Source organism: Aeromicrobium ginsengisoli, assembly GCF_004134905.2.
Lineage (GTDB): Bacteria > Actinomycetota > Actinomycetes > Propionibacteriales > Nocardioidaceae > Aeromicrobium > Aeromicrobium ginsengisoli.
The window spans coordinates 25899-41648 of record NZ_SDPQ02000003.1; the positions used below are offsets into that span (position 1 = coordinate 25899).

The 15750-nt window shown below is 69.2% G+C and carries 16 protein-coding genes; 6 read left to right on the forward strand and 10 right to left on the reverse strand.

What is annotated here, in order from left to right:
• Positions 1-12: 12 nt before the first annotated feature.
• From ESP70_RS13260 to cysS, 6 genes are all read right to left on the reverse strand, one after another.
• Positions 13-1191 (reverse strand): acyl-CoA dehydrogenase family protein, encoded by a 1179-nt coding sequence (locus tag ESP70_RS13260; protein WP_149689808.1) that lies wholly within the window; start codon positions 1189-1191, stop codon positions 13-15.
• Positions 1188-2354, reverse strand: coding sequence for an LLM class flavin-dependent oxidoreductase (locus ESP70_RS13265; protein WP_149689809.1), 1167 nt, complete (start codon positions 2352-2354; stop codon positions 1188-1190). Before ESP70_RS13265 ends, ESP70_RS13260 begins: the two co-directional genes overlap by 4 nt.
• On the reverse strand, positions 2351-3184 hold the full coding sequence (locus ESP70_RS13270; RefSeq protein WP_149689810.1) for a sulfurtransferase: 834 nt from the start codon (positions 3182-3184) through the stop codon (positions 2351-2353). The genes ESP70_RS13265 and ESP70_RS13270 overlap by 4 nt, the downstream gene beginning before the upstream one ends.
• Positions 3185-3345: 161 nt before the next feature.
• Positions 3346-4281: a LysR family transcriptional regulator gene (locus ESP70_RS13275; RefSeq protein WP_149689811.1), complete on the reverse strand. Its 936-nt coding sequence runs from the start codon at positions 4279-4281 to the stop codon at positions 3346-3348.
• 197 nt (positions 4282-4478) lie between these two features.
• A complete protein-coding gene (gene rlmB, locus ESP70_RS13280; protein ID WP_149689812.1) occupies positions 4479-5423 on the reverse strand; it encodes a 23S rRNA (guanosine(2251)-2'-O)-methyltransferase RlmB in 945 nt (314 codons plus the stop codon).
• 2 nt (positions 5424-5425) lie between these two features.
• Positions 5426-6838: a cysteine--tRNA ligase gene (gene cysS / locus ESP70_RS13285; protein ID WP_149689813.1), complete on the reverse strand. Its 1413-nt coding sequence runs from the start codon at positions 6836-6838 to the stop codon at positions 5426-5428.
• 102 nt (positions 6839-6940) lie between these two features.
• Here cysS and ESP70_RS13290 point away from each other — a divergent pair, with 102 nt between their 5' ends.
• The gene (locus ESP70_RS13290; RefSeq protein WP_149689814.1) at positions 6941-8176 is read left to right on the forward strand and encodes a peptidase C39 family protein; all 1236 of its coding nucleotides are present in this window, start codon (positions 6941-6943) and stop codon (positions 8174-8176) included.
• 66 nt (positions 8177-8242) lie between these two features.
• On the opposite strand, the gene ESP70_RS13295 is transcribed toward ESP70_RS13290, so the two are convergent.
• Complete coding sequence (locus ESP70_RS13295) at positions 8243-9745, reverse strand: molybdopterin-dependent oxidoreductase (protein WP_246162032.1); 1503 nt, start codon at positions 9743-9745, stop codon at positions 8243-8245.
• Between the two features lie 56 nt (positions 9746-9801).
• On the opposite strand from ESP70_RS13295, the gene ispF reads away from it, so the two are divergent.
• Positions 9802-10278, forward strand: a complete 477-nt coding sequence (ispF, locus tag ESP70_RS13300; protein WP_149689816.1) for a 2-C-methyl-D-erythritol 2,4-cyclodiphosphate synthase — start codon at positions 9802-9804, stop codon at positions 10276-10278.
• Positions 10279-10463: 185 nt separating this feature from the next.
• Here the strand turns inward: ispF and ESP70_RS13305 are convergent, their stop codons facing one another.
• Positions 10464-10949 carry a CarD family transcriptional regulator gene (locus ESP70_RS13305; RefSeq protein ID WP_056211551.1) on the reverse strand — a complete coding sequence of 162 codons (486 nt, stop codon included), beginning with the start codon at positions 10947-10949 and terminating at the stop codon, positions 10464-10466.
• 185 nt (positions 10950-11134) lie between these two features.
• On the opposite strand from ESP70_RS13305, the gene ESP70_RS13310 reads away from it, so the two are divergent.
• Positions 11135-11683: a hypothetical protein gene (locus ESP70_RS13310; RefSeq protein WP_149689817.1), complete on the forward strand. Its 549-nt coding sequence runs from the start codon at positions 11135-11137 to the stop codon at positions 11681-11683.
• Between the two features lie 39 nt (positions 11684-11722).
• Positions 11723-12157, forward strand: a complete 435-nt coding sequence (locus ESP70_RS13315; RefSeq protein ID WP_149689818.1) for a hypothetical protein — start codon at positions 11723-11725, stop codon at positions 12155-12157.
• Positions 12158-12286: 129 nt separating this feature from the next.
• Here the strand turns inward: ESP70_RS13315 and phoU are convergent, their stop codons facing one another.
• Positions 12287-12928 (reverse strand): phosphate signaling complex protein PhoU, encoded by a 642-nt coding sequence (gene phoU, locus ESP70_RS13320; RefSeq protein ID WP_056211548.1) that lies wholly within the window; start codon positions 12926-12928, stop codon positions 12287-12289.
• Positions 12929-13062: 134 nt separating this feature from the next.
• Here phoU and ESP70_RS13325 point away from each other — a divergent pair, with 134 nt between their 5' ends.
• On the forward strand, positions 13063-14199 hold the full coding sequence (locus tag ESP70_RS13325; protein ID WP_149689819.1) for a sensor histidine kinase: 1137 nt from the start codon (positions 13063-13065) through the stop codon (positions 14197-14199).
• A complete protein-coding gene (locus ESP70_RS13330; protein ID WP_149689820.1) occupies positions 14196-14876 on the forward strand; it encodes a response regulator transcription factor in 681 nt (226 codons plus the stop codon). The genes ESP70_RS13325 and ESP70_RS13330 overlap by 4 nt, the downstream gene beginning before the upstream one ends.
• 116 nt (positions 14877-14992) lie before the next feature.
• Here ESP70_RS13330 and ESP70_RS13335 read toward each other — a convergent pair whose 3' ends face one another.
• Positions 14993-15736, reverse strand: a complete 744-nt coding sequence (locus ESP70_RS13335; protein ID WP_149689821.1) for a phosphoglyceromutase — start codon at positions 15734-15736, stop codon at positions 14993-14995.
• Positions 15737-15750: the final 14 nt, after the last annotated feature.

Genomic DNA, 15750 nt, shown 5'->3' on the forward strand with positions numbered 1-15750 from the left:
GGGTTGGAGGGATCAGGCTTGGAGGGCGAGACGACCCGCGCCGATCAGCGCGGTGTCGTCTTGGGGCGGATGGATCCGCGAACACAACACGTCGCGAAGATGCCGCTCGAGCGGGTGGTGGCGGGTCAGGGCCGGGTTTCCGAGCGCCGCGACGGCGGTCTCGACCGCCGCAATCGACGACCGCGAGGCGACGACCTTGGCGAGGCCGAGGCGCGCGAACGCGGTCGTGTCGCCGTGGTCGATGCGAACGGCGAGGCTGTGCAGCACCTCTTGTGCGGTGGTGAGGTGCGCCTCGATCTCGCCGGCGACCGACTGGATCCGCTCGGTCGTGGCGATCGGGCGGCCGAGCGCGGTCGGCACGCGCGTGCGGGCGAACTCACCGAAGAAGTCGCCGGCGGCTTCGGCGACACCCACGTACAGCGCGAACACGCTGAGCAGCGCACCGTCGGCCAGGCCGGCGTTGTTGGCGACGGAGCCGACCGGGACTCCGACGAAGTGGTCCGTCGGCACGACAACATCGGTGTAGATCACGTCGTGCGTGCTGGTGCCGCGCATGCCGAGGTGGTCCCAGGTCTTCTCGATGCGAATGCCGGGGTCGGCGACACCGTCAGCGTCAGTCGACGGTACGACGACGTGCCCGATCAGGGGCTCCTCGTCCTCCGACACGGCCCACACCAGGTGGTAGGCCAGTCCTTCCGAGCCGGTTGCGAACCCCTTGTGGCCGTTGAGCACCCAGCCGTCCTCTGTTCGACGCACCGTCGTGGCCGGCAGCCCACCGCGGGCCGGCGCGCCGAGCTCGGGCTCAGCACGGATCGCGTTGATCGGCGTCGGACCCTGGGCCGACTCCCTCAGCACCCGGGCATAGAGCTCAGCGGGCCACAGCGTGGCAAAGCTGCGGTGCGCGAAGTACGTCATCGCTGCGATGAGGGCCGTCGACGGATCGCCCTTGCCGATCGCCCGGAACACCCGGACCGTGTCGACGGCACTGAGTCCGCCGTGTCCGCCGAGCTCGGTGGACACACCAGCGGTCAGGATGCCGGCGTCGTGCACGGCCTGCAGCCCCTCCCACGGAAACCGCGCCGCACGGTCGACGTCCTCGGCGTGCTCGGCGAGCTCGGCAGTCAGCCGGGCGAGCCGGGCGTCCGAGACGTCGACCACGGGCAGGACCACGGCAGCATCGGTGACCGTCATGACGCGGCGCGCTCTCGGAGCACCTCGTCGAGCGGCGGCTGGGCGACGACCCCGCCGCGCTGACCGGTGGCCTCGCGGTGGGCGAGCTCCTGGCGCACGAGCGGGATGACGTAGCGGCCGTAGTCGACGGCGTCGTTGAAGTTGTCGTAGCCGCGGATCGAGATCAGGTCGGCACCGAGGTCGACGTAGTCGAGGATCGCGGCGGCGACGGTCTCCGGCGTGCCGACGAGCGCGGTCGAGGCACCCTGGGCACCCGTCGCGGACGCCGTCGGTGTCCACAGCGCCCGGTCGTGCAGGTCGCCGCGCGACGCGATCTCGAGCAGCCGCTGCGAGCCGACATTGGCCGGGCCGTCCGTGTTGGTGGTCCTCAGGATGTTGCGGCTCCAGAGCGCCGACGCCTTCGAGCCGTCCTGCAGGATCTCGAGCGTGCGGTGGGCCTTCTCCCACGCCAGCTCCTCGGTCGCCGCGACGATCGGGCGGAACGTCACCCAGGTCCGCGGGGTGTCGGTGCGACCGGCGGCACGAGCAGCCTCGGCGACCCGGTCGATCTGCTGCTGCGTGTCCGCGAGCGGCTCACCCCACAGCCCGAAGATGTCGCCGAGCGCGCCGCCGATCCGGTACGCGTCGTCGGACGAGCCGCCGACCGAGATCGGGATCGTGCCGTTGACCGGCTCGACCAAGGACACGAAGTTCTCGAACGAGTAGTACGTACCTGCGTGGTCGAACGGCGTGCGCTCGGTCCAGACCCGCTTGAGGATCTGGATGTACTCCTCCTGGCGGGCGTAGCGCTCGGACTTGGACAGCCGGTCGCCCTCGCGAGCCTGCTCGACGTCGCTGCCACCGGCGATGAAGTGGACGACCGCACGGCCGTTGGAGAGCTGGTCGAGCGTCGCCAACGCCTTGGCCGCGACCGTCGGGTAGAGCGTGTTGGGTCGCAGCGCGATGATCGGCTTGAGCCGCTCGGTGACCGAGGCGATCGCCGCCGCCAACGTGAACGGGTCGTGTCCACCGGAGTGGTAGGGCACGAGGGTGTAGTCGAAGCCACCGTCCTCGAGCACCCGGGCGTACCGGGTGACGTACTTCGGGTCGATGCGGGGATCGCGCAGCCCGTTGAGCTCGTTGCCCGGGTTGACGTTGATCGCGCTGATGAATTCGACGGTCATGCTGGTACTCCTTGTGAGGTGCCCGTCGCGACGGGGCGGTCGGGCTGGTTGGACCATTGGCTCCACGAGCCGGGATAGAGGGCCGGCTCGAAGCCGGCGAGGGTCAGGGCGACGATGTTGTGGGCCGCGGTGACGCCCGACCCGCAGTAGGTCGCGACCGGGCGATCGGGGTCGACGCCGGCGGCGATGAAGCGGCCGCGGAGCGTCGCCGGGTCGAGGAACCGGCCGTCGTCGGCGAGGTTCTGCCCGGTCGGTGTGTTGATCGCGCCCGGGATGTGGCCTGCGACGGGATCGATCGGCTCGGTCTCGCCGCGGTAGCGCTCCGGGGCACGTGCGTCGAGCAGTGAGCCGGTCGCGGCTGCGTCGAGGACGTCATCGATGTCGACGACCGGCAGGTGCCCATACGCGAGCGTCACCGAGCCGGGTGCCGGCGCGGCATCGCCGGTCTCGAGCGGCCGGTCGGATGCAGTCCACGCCTGCAGTCCGCCGTCGAGCACGCGTACGTCGGAGACACCGGCGTACGTCAGCAGCCACCACGCGCGGGCCGCGGCGAGGTTGCCCTGGTCGTCGTAGACCACGACGGTGCTGTCGTCGTCGATGCCCCACGAGCGAGCCGCCGCCTGCAGCGCCTCGACGGTCGGCAACGGGTGCCGACCGTCCGCCGGCTCCCCGTGGCTGGCGAGCTGGTGGTCGAGGTCGACGTAGACGGCACCCGGCACGTGGCCGGCGCGGAACTCCCCGCTGCCGTCCGGGCGGTCGAGCCGCCAGCGGACGTCGAGCAGCACGGCCGGGGTGGCCGCGAGCTCGTCGGCGGTGATGAGGATGGACATGACTCTCCTGTTTCAGACATGGGGGTAGTACGGAAGGTGCGCTCTCGCGCGATGGGTGTGGGTGCAGCAGGTGCGTCGGGTCGCCGGCTAGGGGCGACAGCGACACCGCCCGGAGGGGGTGCGCACAGTGCTGTTCATGGTGTCCATTCTCCCGGGGTTCCTCAGCCCAGTCCAACAACGTTTGTGGATGGGAACCCATCGGCGGAGCCGATGAATCGGGCATCAGAACGTACGGGATGCACGTAGCGCTTGACGGCGTAGAACTCCTGGAGCGCCGTGAACGCGGTCTGCTCGATGTCGCGGTCGAGGCCCTTGCGGGTGACGAGCCGCAGGCTGATCTGGCCGAGGTCCGGCAGGTCGCGGCGCACCTCAAGGCCCGACGGCACCGATCCTGCGGTCGGCAGCACCGCGACGCCGAGGCCGGCGCGTGCAGCGGCGATGACGCCTTCGAGGCTGGTCGACTCGGCGACGACCTCGACATGGTGGCCGCGGGCGCCGAGCTCGTCGAGGGCGCGCTGCCGCATGCCGCACGGCTCGACGTACGCGACGAGCGGCCACGGATCGCCATCGGCCGGGGCACTGAACGTCGGGGAGGCGTACCAGTTGAGCGGGAGCAGGCCGACCTCGTTGCCCGGCAGGTCGGCGCCGAGGCCCATCGTGACAGCGAGGTCGATCGTGCCCTTGACGACGGCCTCCTCCATCTGCGTGGAGCGGTCGATGTGGAACTGCACGGTGTGGTCGGGGTACGCGCCGCGGATCGACGTCAGCAGCTCCGGCAGGATCGAGTCGGCCGCGGTCTCGGTAGAGCCGATCACGATCGACCGGGGGAGGCTGGCGTCGAGGCGTTCGAGCGCCTGGTCGTGCACCCCGAGGATGCGACGGGCCTCGAGCAGGAGCTTCTCGCCGGACGGGGTGAACTTCACGCCCCGCCCGGACTTCTCGACGAGGGGCTGGCCGAGCCGCTTCTCCAGCGCGCGTACGTGCTGGCTCACCGTCGGCTGGCTCATGTGCAGCGCGATGGCCGCGCGTCCGAAGCCACCGCACTCGGCGATGGCGACGAACGTACGCAGGTGGATGATGTCCAGGGTGGCAGCCATACCTCGACGGTAGGTGCCCTCAGCAGCACGTCATGACATGCCCAGATACCGGACGATGTCCTTTCGCGTCATCCATCCGGTGTACGTGATCTCGATACGATCCCTCGTCCCTTGGGATCACTCGATCAGCGAGTAACCGCCGGTCGAGTAGCAAGCTTGCTCTGCAAGCGGCGTATCGAGACCCGTGAGATCCAGTGCTAGGCGCGGACCTGGGCGATGGCGTAGAGCGCGATGCCTGCGGCGACGCCGGCGTTGAGCGACTCGAGGCCGGTCGACATCGGGATCGAGACGATCTCGTCGCACGTCTCGCCGACGAGTCGGGACAGGCCCTTGCCCTCGCTGCCGATCACGACGACGACGGGACCGTCGACCATCCGCGACTGGGCGATGTCGACCGTGCCGTCGGCGGCGAGGCCGACGACCATGCAGCCGGCGTCCTGGAAGTCCTTGAGCGTGCGGGTCAGGTTGGTGACCCGGGCGACCGGCACGCGAGCTGCCGCGCCGGCCGAGGTCTTCCACGCCGCGGCGGTGATCTGGGCGGCCCGGCGCTCGGGGATGACGACGCCGTGGGCTCCGAAGCCAGACGCGGACCTGATGATCGCGCCGAGATTGCGGGGATCCGTGACGCCGTCGAGCATGACGATCAGCGCCGGCTCGTCGCGCTCGTCAGCGAGGTCGAGCAGGTCCTGCGGGTTGGCGTAGTCGTACGCGTTGAGCTTGGCCGCGATGCCCTGGTGCACGGCACCACCCGTGAGCTTATCGAGCTCGATGCGGCCGATCTCGAGCAGGCTGACGTGCTGCTCGGCGGCGAGCTTGAAGATCTCGCGGACCTTCTCGTCGCGGTCGGTGCCCTCGGCGACGTAGAGCGCGTGCACCGGCACGGTGGCCCTGAGCAGCTCGAGCACCGAGTTGCGCCCGGCGACCCACTCGGCGGCGTCGCCCTGCTTGCGCTTGGGCCGCGCCTGCTCACGCTTCTGCGCGGCGTTCTTCATCTTGTAGAGCTTGTGGTTGGGGCGGTCCTCCGCGCGCGGGGTCGGGCCCTTGCCCTCCAGCCCCTGGCGGCGGCGGCCACCCGAGCCGGCAGTGGGGTTGCCCTTGCCGGTCTTCTTGATCGCGCCCCTGCGCTTGCTGTTGCCTGGCATGTCTAGTTGTCGCCCTTCACGGACCATCTCGCGCCCTGCGGAGTGTCCTCGATCTCGATGCCGGCGGCCGTGAGCTGGTCGCGCACTCGGTCCGCCGTGGCGAAGTCCTTGGTGGCTCGCGCCTCCTGGCGCTGCTCCAGCAGGCCGCCCACGAGGGAGTCGATCACCTGCGCGTACGCCGCATCGTCACCTCCACGGTCCCACGTCGGGGACAGTGGGTCCAAACCGAGCACGTCGAGCATCGAACGTACGCTCGCCAGCACGCCTCGCAGCGCCTCGCTGTCACCGTCGCCCAGCAGCTTGTTGCCCTCGCCGATCGTCGCCTGCAACGTCGCAAGAGCGGCCGGCACCGACAGGTCGTCGTCCATGGCCTCGGCGAATGCCGCCGACACCTCGCCGAGATCTCCCGGCCCACTCAGCTCGGCCGCCCGGCGGACGAATCCCTCGATGCGCTGGAACGCGGTCGCGGCCTCGGCGAGCGACTCCTCGGAGAACTCGACGATCGACCGGTAGTGCGACGCGGCGAGGTAGTAGCGCAGGTCGATCGGGCGTACGCGCTTGACGACCTCGCTCACCAGCAGCGTGTTGCCGACCGACTTGGACATCTTGGAGCCCGCGAGGTTGAGCATCGCGTTGTGCATCCAGAGCCGGGCGAACTGCTGCCCCGCGGCACGCGACTGCGCGAGCTCGTTCTCGTGGTGCGGGAAGCGCAGGTCGAGGCCGCCGCCGTGGATGTCGAACTCCTCGCCGAGGAACTTCGACGCCATCGCCGAGCACTCCAGGTGCCAGCCGGGACGACCGCGACCCCACGGCGTCGGCCACGATGCCGACTCTGGATCGCCGGCCTTGTGGCCCTTCCAGAGCGCGAAGTCGCGGGCGTCGCGCTTGCCCTCCGGCGGCGCGTCCTCGGCGGCCTGCATGTCGTCGATCCTCTGGTTGGACAGCTCGCCGTACGACGGCCACGAACGTACGTCGAAGTAGACGTCACCCGAGCCGTCCTCCGCGGCGTACGCATGACCGCGCTCGATCAGCGTCTGCATCATCTCGATCATCTCGGGCACGACGCCGGTCGCCCGCGGCTCGTAGGTCGGCGGGATGCAGCCGAGCACCTCGTAGGCGGCGTGCAGCGCGCGCTCGTTCTCGTAGGCGACGGCGAACCACGGCCGGCCCTGCTCGACGCCCTTGACTAGGATCTTGTCATCGATGTCGGTGACGTTGGCGACGATCGTGACGGTGAAGCCGGAGCGCTCGAGCCAGCGCCGCAGGACGTCGAACACGACCTCCTTGCGGATGTGCCCGATGTGCGGCGGGCCCTGCACCGTGAGCCCACAGTGGTAGATCGAGACTCGTCCCGGCTGGACCGGGACGAGGGGCTGGATCTGCCGGGACGCAGTGTCATAGAGCTGGAATGCCACGCGCCAACCTTATCGGCTCGGGCGGCATCCACTGGACGCTCCGCGCTGCGGTCGCTCAGTCACATCAGCCCCACAAGCCCCATCGTCACCTACCATGGATCGATGCGCCCTCTTCCCCGCCTGGTCGCCGTCGCCGTGCTCGCCCTCGCCGCCGTGCCGGTCCCCGCGTCCGCCGCCACCGACACCGCTGCCTTCGCCCGGTGGAACACCACGACCGACTTCACCAAGGGCACGTCCGTCGGACTCGCCGCCCTGACCGGCGAAGTGACCCTCGGCAAGGGCACCTCGGTCATCGCGTACGACGATCCGGCCGTGTCGGGCGGTGCACTGCACTACGACCGCGGCCACTGGACGTCGCCGTGGCAGACGACGGGCTTCGCCGCCAAGAGCCTGATCCCGTCGTGGAGCATCGACACTCCCACCGGCACCTGGGCCAAGGTCGAGGTGCGGGTGCGCAGCGGCTCGACGATCGGCAGCTGGGACGGCATCGCGCGCTACGCCTCCGGCACGACGTACATCAAGCGCTCGTCCTACTCGAGCCAGTCCGACGACCTCGCCAAGGTCGCCACCGACACCGTCATCGCCAACAGTGGCAAGTCGTTCAGCGGCTGGCAGGTGCGCGTCCAGCTGATGCGCCACGTCGCGGCCCACGAGAGCCCGACACTCAAGGCCGTCGGCGGGATCGCGGCGAGCTACACGACCCGCACGGCCGGCGTCAGCACCACCACGATGACCGAGACCAAGGACCTCGCCGTCCCCCGGTCGTCGCAGATGATCCACATCGGCGAGTACCCGCAGTGGGGCGGAGGCGGTGAGGCCTGGTGCTCGCCGACCTCGACCTCGATGGTCATGCGCTACTTCGGCAAGGGCCCGACCCCTGCGGCGTACGCCTGGTCGCCGTATGCCGACGGGTTCGTCGACCATGCCGCCCGCGACACGTTCGACCATGCGTACGACGGCACCGGCAACTGGCCGTTCAACACGGCGTACTCCTCCCGCTATGCCCTCGACTCGTTCGTCACCCGGCTGCACAACCTCCGCGACGCCGAGGCGTTCATCAAGGCCGGCATCCCGCTCGTCGCATCGATCGCGTTCGGCAAGGGCGAGCTCGACGGCGCCCCGATCTCGTCGACGCCCGGGCACCTGCTGGTGATCCGGGGGTTCACCGCCGGTGGCCGGGTCATCGCCAATGATCCCGCAGCGGCGAGCAACTCGACGGTGCGACGGATCTACTCCCGCGCGCAGTTCGAGCGCGCGTGGCTCGAAGGCAGCGGCGGCGTCGTCTACGTCATGCGCCCCACGACCCGCGCCCTACCGCCAGACACCCCGCGCTGGTGACTGCTGAAGAGCTCCGGTTCATTGAGCCTCTCGACATGACGTCCGATCGACGAGCTCGTGGAACAATCACGTCACCTTCACATTGATGCCGGGGTAACCCGTCGCGCCGTCCGGCAGCACGCCGGCCCGCTCGTCGGTCTGCGGCTCGCCCTTGGTGTTGGTCGCCCGAGCCTCGATCGAGTGGTCGCCCGGCGTCGCCGTCCAGTCCAGCCGCCACTGCACCCACGTGTCGACGTTGGGCACGGTGCCGAGCGTCGCCCGCTGCCACTCCCCGTCGTCGATCCGCACCTCGACGCCGTCGATGCCGACGTGCTGCGCCCACGCGACGCCGGCGATGGCAGTCGTACCGGCGTCGATCGTGTCCCCGTTGCCCGGCACGTCGATGCGTGACTCGGTCTTGACCGGACCCTGCTCGCCCCAACCGCGCTGCGTCCAGTACGCCTCGAAGTCCGCGAACCGGGTGACCTCCCAGTCCACGACCCACTTCGTCGCCGACACGTAGCCATAGAGACCCGGGACGACCTGGCGCACGGGAAAGCCGTGGGCGATCGGGAGCGGCTCGCCGTTCATCGTCAGCGCCAACAGCGCGTTGCGCCCGTCCGTCAGCGCCGCCAGCGGGGTGCCGCAGGTCCAGCCGTCGTCGGACGTGGACAGCAGTGCGTCGGCGCCGGGCCTGATCCCGACCTCGTCGAGGATGCCCTTGATCGGCACCCCGCCCCAGATCGTGTTGCCGATCAGGTCGCCGCCGACGGGGTTGGAGACGCAGCAGATCGTGATCCACTCGTGCTCGAGGCCACGGTCGATCAGGTCCTGGTAGGTCAGCGTCAGCTCCTTGTCGACCATCCCGTGGATGCGCAGCGTCCAGTCCTCGGGGTCGACGAGCGGCGGCGAGAGCGCCGTGTCGATGCGGTAGAAGTCGCGGTTGCTCGTCAGCCACGACCCCTGCCCGTCGACGGCGAGGTCGGCGCCGGTCGGCACCGCGACCCGGCGGGACGGCAGCGTGAGCGCCGACCGTACGCGCTCCAGCGCCTGTCGGCGGCGATGCCGCGAGGCGAGCACCTCGCCGGCCGATCCGACGATGATCGCGGCGACCGCGATGACGGCAGACGTACGCAGGAACGTCCGCCGTGACTCGTCGACGGTCAGGTGTGCCTCGTCGCGGTGCAGCAGGTGGAGCACGCCGACCACGACAGCGCCCGCGGCGACGCTGGCGAGCACCCCGCCACCACCACCGTGGGGCCGGCCCAGCACCGCGGCCGAGGCCAACGCGACGAGGCCGACCACGAGGGCGTACGCCCGCAGGCGGTGCCAGGTCCACCAGGCCCCCGCCAGCGCGCCGAGCAGCAGGATCGCGACGACGACGCTCGTGACAGCGAGCGGCTTGTCGGCGTGCCCGACGACACCGATGATCGCCTCAGCGATCGGGCCCGGCGTCAGCTTGATGACCGACTGGCCGACCGCGAGGATCGGCGACTCCCGCAGGTTGAGCAACGCCGACAGGCCCTCGCTGGCAGCGATCGCGGCCGCCGCCGCTAGGAGTCCACTGAGGATCGATCGCCGGGAGGTCACCCCTTCATGGTCCCGCGCGAATCCCAACACTGCCGGGCGTACGGCATGATCAACCTGTGACATCTGCGCGCATCGGCATCGGCACCGACGTCCATCGACTCGTGCCCGGTCGCCCGATGTGGCTCGCCGGACTGTTGTGGCCCGACGAGGGCCAGGGCCTCGAAGGTCACTCCGACGGGGACTGCGTCGCCCACGCGATCGTCGATGCGACCCTCGGCGCGGCCGGGCTGGGCGACATCGGCAGCATCTTCGGCACCGGCGAGCCCGAGTGGGCCGCTGCGTCGGGCGTCGACTTCCTCACCGACGTCGAGCAGCGCCTGCGCGATCACGGTTGGCGGGTCGGCAACGTGTCGGTGCAGGTCATCGGCAACCGTCCCAAGATCGGGCCCCGTCGCGTCCAGGCGCAGCGCGTGCTGTCCGATGCCATCGGCGGTCCCGTCAGTGTCTCCGCGACGACGACCGACGGCCTCGGGCTCACCGGTCGCGGCGAAGGCATCGCCGCGATCGCCACCGCACTCGTCATCCCCCTCTGACCCCGGGGCGGTGACTTGGTCGCCCATCCCGGACCCGGGGCGGTGACCTGGTCGCCCATCCGACTCTCCGTCAGACGACCCAGCCACCGCCCGATGGAGCAAAAGGCGACTGGCCCACCGCCCCACACCTCTGAAACGACGAAGCCCCCGACTCGATGAGTCGGGGGCTTCGTACGTGGATCAGATCAGGACGCGAGGACCTCGTCGAGACGGGTCTCGGCCTTGTCCTCGTTGGTCTTCTCGGCGAGCGCGAGCTCGGAGACCAGGATCTGGCGAGCCTTGGCCAGCATCCGCTTCTCACCGGCGGACAGTCCGCGCTCGTGATCCCGGCGCCACAGGTCGCGTACGACCTCGGCGACCTTCAGCACATCACCCGAGTGCAGCTTCTCGAGGTTGGCCTTGTAGCGCCGCGACCAGTTGGTCGGCTCCTCCACGTGCTCGGCACGGAGGACTCCGAAAACCCGCTCAAGCCCTGCTTCGTCGACGACGTCGCGAACTCCGACGAGATCAAGGTTGCAAGCGGGGACACGAACGACCAGGTCGTTCTGCGAGACGATGCGCAGCACGAGGTATTCACGCTCCTCGCCCTTGATCGTCCGGGTCTCGATGTCCTCGATGACTGCAGCGCCGTGATTGGGATAGACAACGGTTTCGCCGACAACAAAAGTCATAGAGAAAACACCTTTCCTAGGTGACCAGTCTAACATGCGTAACGGATACCGATCCCTGCCGTTTCAGGCCATCCCGCCCATACCAGATGACATCGCAGCAGGTCAAAGGGAGAGTTCGAAGTGGCCTCCGATACGATCGTGGCGACTCTTCGACGCACCAACGACGGACTGAAAGCAGTGATCGCGTGAGCACCGTACGACGTCGCCGCCTCGCGGCCACCGCCCTTGCCACGACGGCCCTTCTGACCCTCGGAGCGTGCGGCACCAGCTTCAACGCCCAGACCAGCAAGGTCTACCAAGCGGCCGTCGGTGCCGACCATCGCGGCGAGCTCGACGTCATGAACACCCAGCTCGTCGCCAACGACGACGGCTCCGCCACGCTCTCGACGTCCATCGTCAACAACACCAAGACCGAGCAGAAGCTGGAGTCGGTCACCGCGACGACGCTGGGCGGCGAGGAGCTGACGGTCACCAAGAGCGGGAACTCACTCGCCCTCCTGCCCGACGTCGGCACGATCGTCGGCGCCGTGGATTCGCCGAGCGGCTTCTGGATCGCCAAGGGCGCAGAGGCCGGCCACTACGTCCGACTGACGCTCACGTTCGATGGCGCGGCGCCCGTCACGATCGAGGCGCCAGTCGTCACCCGCACGGCCGAGTACGACAAGGTCGCCACGGCTCCCGCCCCGGAGCCCACGCCGACGCCTACCGACACCGAGTCGACCGACAGCCAGTAGTTCGCGCAAACCTGCGTTGCGGCTACGTCACGATCGAACGTGCCGGCCCGCCTGGGCGAGGTCAGCGTTGGTCTCGAGAACGAACAGGGCGCGCTCTTGCCAACGAAATTCTGTCTGGACGTCAGCCGTCGCGGTGTCTGCTGCCAAGGGCTGGAACGCCACCGCTGCATCCGGACTTGGGACCCGCGCATAGGCCGCGTCGAGCGCACGTTGAGAAGCCCAGATCGTGGCATCAGTCGGACCAGCGCGTACAACCGCATCGAGCGCGTAGTAGACACCAGCGACTTCGTCCTCATCGAGGTCTTCCCGCGACTCAAACGCGCGCAACCGGGCAGCGACGTCGCGCGGCTGTCCAGACCATGCGGCCCAGCCCTCGGACAGCGTTTCACGCAGCGCAGGTTCTCGGGCGGATCCCTCGGTTGCGACGAGGTGCTCAGCGCACGCAAGCGCGAAGCACGAACGGCGCTCTGGTGACAACGCCCTAGCGCGTGCGTGGATCGCGTCCCAGGGAGCCGACTGATCACTCACGCCCTGCATCATGCCAGTCAGACAGACGCGTCCGGCGACGTGATCGTGCCGTTCACGGTCGTCGCCGGCTGAACGTCAGCTCAGCTGGCCGGTGACGAGGTAGACGACGCGGCGCGCCATCGAGACCGCGTGGTCGCCGATGCGCTCGTAGTAGCGGCCCAGCAGCGCCAGGTCCACGGCCGGCTCGACGCCGTACGTCCAGGAGTCGCCGAGCAACGAGCGGAGCAGGTCCTTGCGGAGCCGGTCCATCTCGTCGTCCTCGTTCTCGAGCTGACCGGCGGCGTCGACGTTGCGGTCCGCGACGATGCGCGAGGCCGAGTCGATCATCGAGTCGGCGACCGCCGCCATGGCGGTGATCGTGGGGTGCAGGTGCTCCGGCACGGCGGAGTCGGGCATCCGGCGCCGGGCCACCTTGGCCACGTGCACCGACAGGTCGCCCATGCGCTGGAGGTCCGTCAGCATCCGCAGCGTCGCGACGAGCTGCCGGAGGTCGGTCGCGACCGGCTGCTGCGTGGCGAGCAGCAGCAGTGCGCGCTCCTCGATGATCTCGGTCGCCTCGTCGATGTCCTTGTCGCCGGCGATGACGGACTCCGCGATCTGGGCGTCTGCCTCAAGCAGGGCCTTGGTCGCGTCGGCGACGGCACGGCGTACGGTCCCGGTCAGGTTCACCAGGTCGTCGACGATGGCATCGAGCTGTTCGTAATACTGATCGCGCATGACATTGACCGTAGGCAGGCGGGATGAACGGACGGCGACCTCCGGTGAACGCGGTGTGAACAGCAACCGAAAGGCCTGTCGCTGCAGGGGTCAGAGTGCCGGTCGGGACGGAAATGCCCTCTACGATCGATCCTGTGGACACCAGTGCAGGATTGTTGATCGCGGGGGCGATCGGCGCCGCCGTCGGCGCGATGATCACCTACTTGTGGCGCTACAGCGAGCGCCGCGAGGCCGCTGTGCCCGAGCCGACCCCGCTCATCCCGCCCGGCGCCGACCAGGTGCTCTCGGTCATCTCCTCCTCGGCCGTCCTGATCGACTCCTCCGACACCGTCGTGAAGGCCTCGGCCCCGGCATTCGCCATGGGCATCGTGCACGAGGACCGGCTCGAGCCTGAGGAGCTCATGACGCTGGTCAGGCAGGTACGCCGCGACGGCCAGGTCCGGGAGGCGGACTTCTCCTTGCAGCCGCGCCGCGGCACCACGTCGTACGTGCATGCCCGCGTCGCACCGCTGACCTCACGGTTGATCCTGGTGCTGGCCGACGACCGTACGCGCGAGCAGCGGGTCGAGTCGATCCGCCGCGACTTCGTCGCCAACGTCAGCCATGAGCTCAAGACGCCGGTCGGCGCGCTCAACCTGCTGGCCGAGGCGGTCGGCGAGGCCAAGGACGATCCCGAGGCCGTCGTCCGGTTCTCCAGCCGCATGCACCTCGAGAGCGAGCGGCTCACGCGGTTGGTGCAACAGATCATCGACCTGTCGCGGCTGCAGAACGACATGCTGAGCGACGACGCGACCACGATCAAGATCGGCGAGCTCGTCTCCGAGGCCACCGAGCACTCCGCGACCGACGCCGAGCACAAGGGCATCGAGATCGTCACCGCGGTCGAGCCCGACCTCTACGTCCATGGCGACCGCGCGCAGCTGCACGCCGCAGTCAGCAACCTGGTCGAGAACGCCGTGACCTACAGCCCCGACGGCTCGCGGGTCACGGTGACCGCACAGCTCGACGGCGAAGACGTACGCCTGACCGTCGCCGACAACGGCATCGGCATCCCGGGCGACGAGCTCGACCGGATCTTCGAGCGGTTCTACCGCGTCGACCCGGCGCGCGCCCGCACCACCGGCGGCACGGGCCTCGGCCTGTCGATCGTCAAGCACGTCGCCGCGAGCAACGGCGGCACGGTCGAGGTGTGGAGCGAGCCCGGACTCGGGTCGTCCTTCACGCTGGTCCTGCCGGCACACAGCCATGACATCGATGAGGAGAACGCGTGACCAAGGTACTGGTCGTCGAGGACGAGACGAGCTACAGCGAGGCGCTGTCGTACGTCCTGCGCAAGGAAGGGTTCGAGGTCGCGATCGCCGAGACCGGCCCTGACGCGCTGACCGAGTTCGACCGCGGCGGGGCAGACATCGTGCTGCTCGACCTGATGCTGCCCGGGCTGTCCGGCACCGAGGTGTGCCGCGCCCTGCGGCAGATCTCGTCGGTCCCGATCATCATGGTCAGCGCCAAGGACACCGAGGTCGACAAGGTCGTGGGACTCGAGCTGGGCGCCGACGACTACGTCACCAAGCCCTACTCACCCCGCGAGCTAGTCGCCCGCATCCGCGCCGTGCTGCGCCGGGGGTTCACCGACGAGATCGACGACAACGCGTCGCTCGAGCAGGGCCGCGTACGCATGGACGTCGACCGGCACCTCGTCACGATCGACGGGCTCGAGACGAAGTTCCCGCTCAAGGAGTTCGAGCTGCTCGAGTACTTCCTGCGCAACCCGGGCCGCGTGCTGACCCGCGGACAGCTGATCGACCGGGTCTGGGGCGCCGACTACGTGGGCGACACCAAGACCCTCGACGTCCACGTCAAGCGGCTACGGGCCAAGATCGAGAAGGACCCGGCGAACCCCATCACCCTGACAACAGTAAGAGGACTCGGGTACAAGTACGAGACCTGAGACTCGGTGGTTGAGGTGGGCACGTCGCGACGTCATCTCACCAGGTTTCGTCACCTGACGCCTTCGGCGTGATCGCTCAACCTCGCTGAACGCTCCGGCCGCGGGCGGCCTCCGGTTCAGCGACCTTGATTCGCGACTGCTGCGATGGCGTCCGCTGCGGCGTCGGGGTCCAGATACATGCCGCCGGCGACCTTCGGCCTGAGGTTGTCGTCGAGCTCGTAGACCAGCGGGATGCCGGTCGGGATGTTGAGGCCGACGACGGCTTCCTCGCTGAGCCCGTCGAGGTGCTTGACCAGCGCACGCAGCGAGTTGCCGTGCGCCGTCACCAGGACGACGCGGTCGGCGAGCAGGTCGGGGACGATCGAGTCGTACCAGTAGGGCAGGAGTCGGTCGATGACATTGGCCAGCGCCTCGGTGCGCGGCAGCAGCTCGTCGGGCAGGCCGGCGTAGCGCGCGTCGGAGGTCTGGCTGAACTCCGAGTCGTCCTCGATCGCCGGCGGCGGCACGTCGTAGGAGCGGCGCCACAGCATGAACTGCTCCTCGCCGAACTCCTCGAGCGTCTCCTTCTTGTCCTTGCCCTGCAGCGCGCCGTAGTGACGCTCGTTGAGGCGCCACGACCGGCGTACGGGGATCCAGTGGCGGTCGATGCCGTTGAGCACGATCTCGGCGGTACGGATCGCGCGACGCAGCAGCGAGGTGTGCAGGACGTCGGGCGCGAGGCCGGCCTCGGCCAGCAGCTCGGCGCCGCGCGAGGCCTCGGCGAGGCCCTGCTCGTTGAGGTCGACGTCGACCCAGCCGGTGAACAGGTTCTTGGCGTTCCACTCGCTGTGACCGTGGCGCAGGAGGATCAGGGTGCTCATGGCATCGAGCCTAT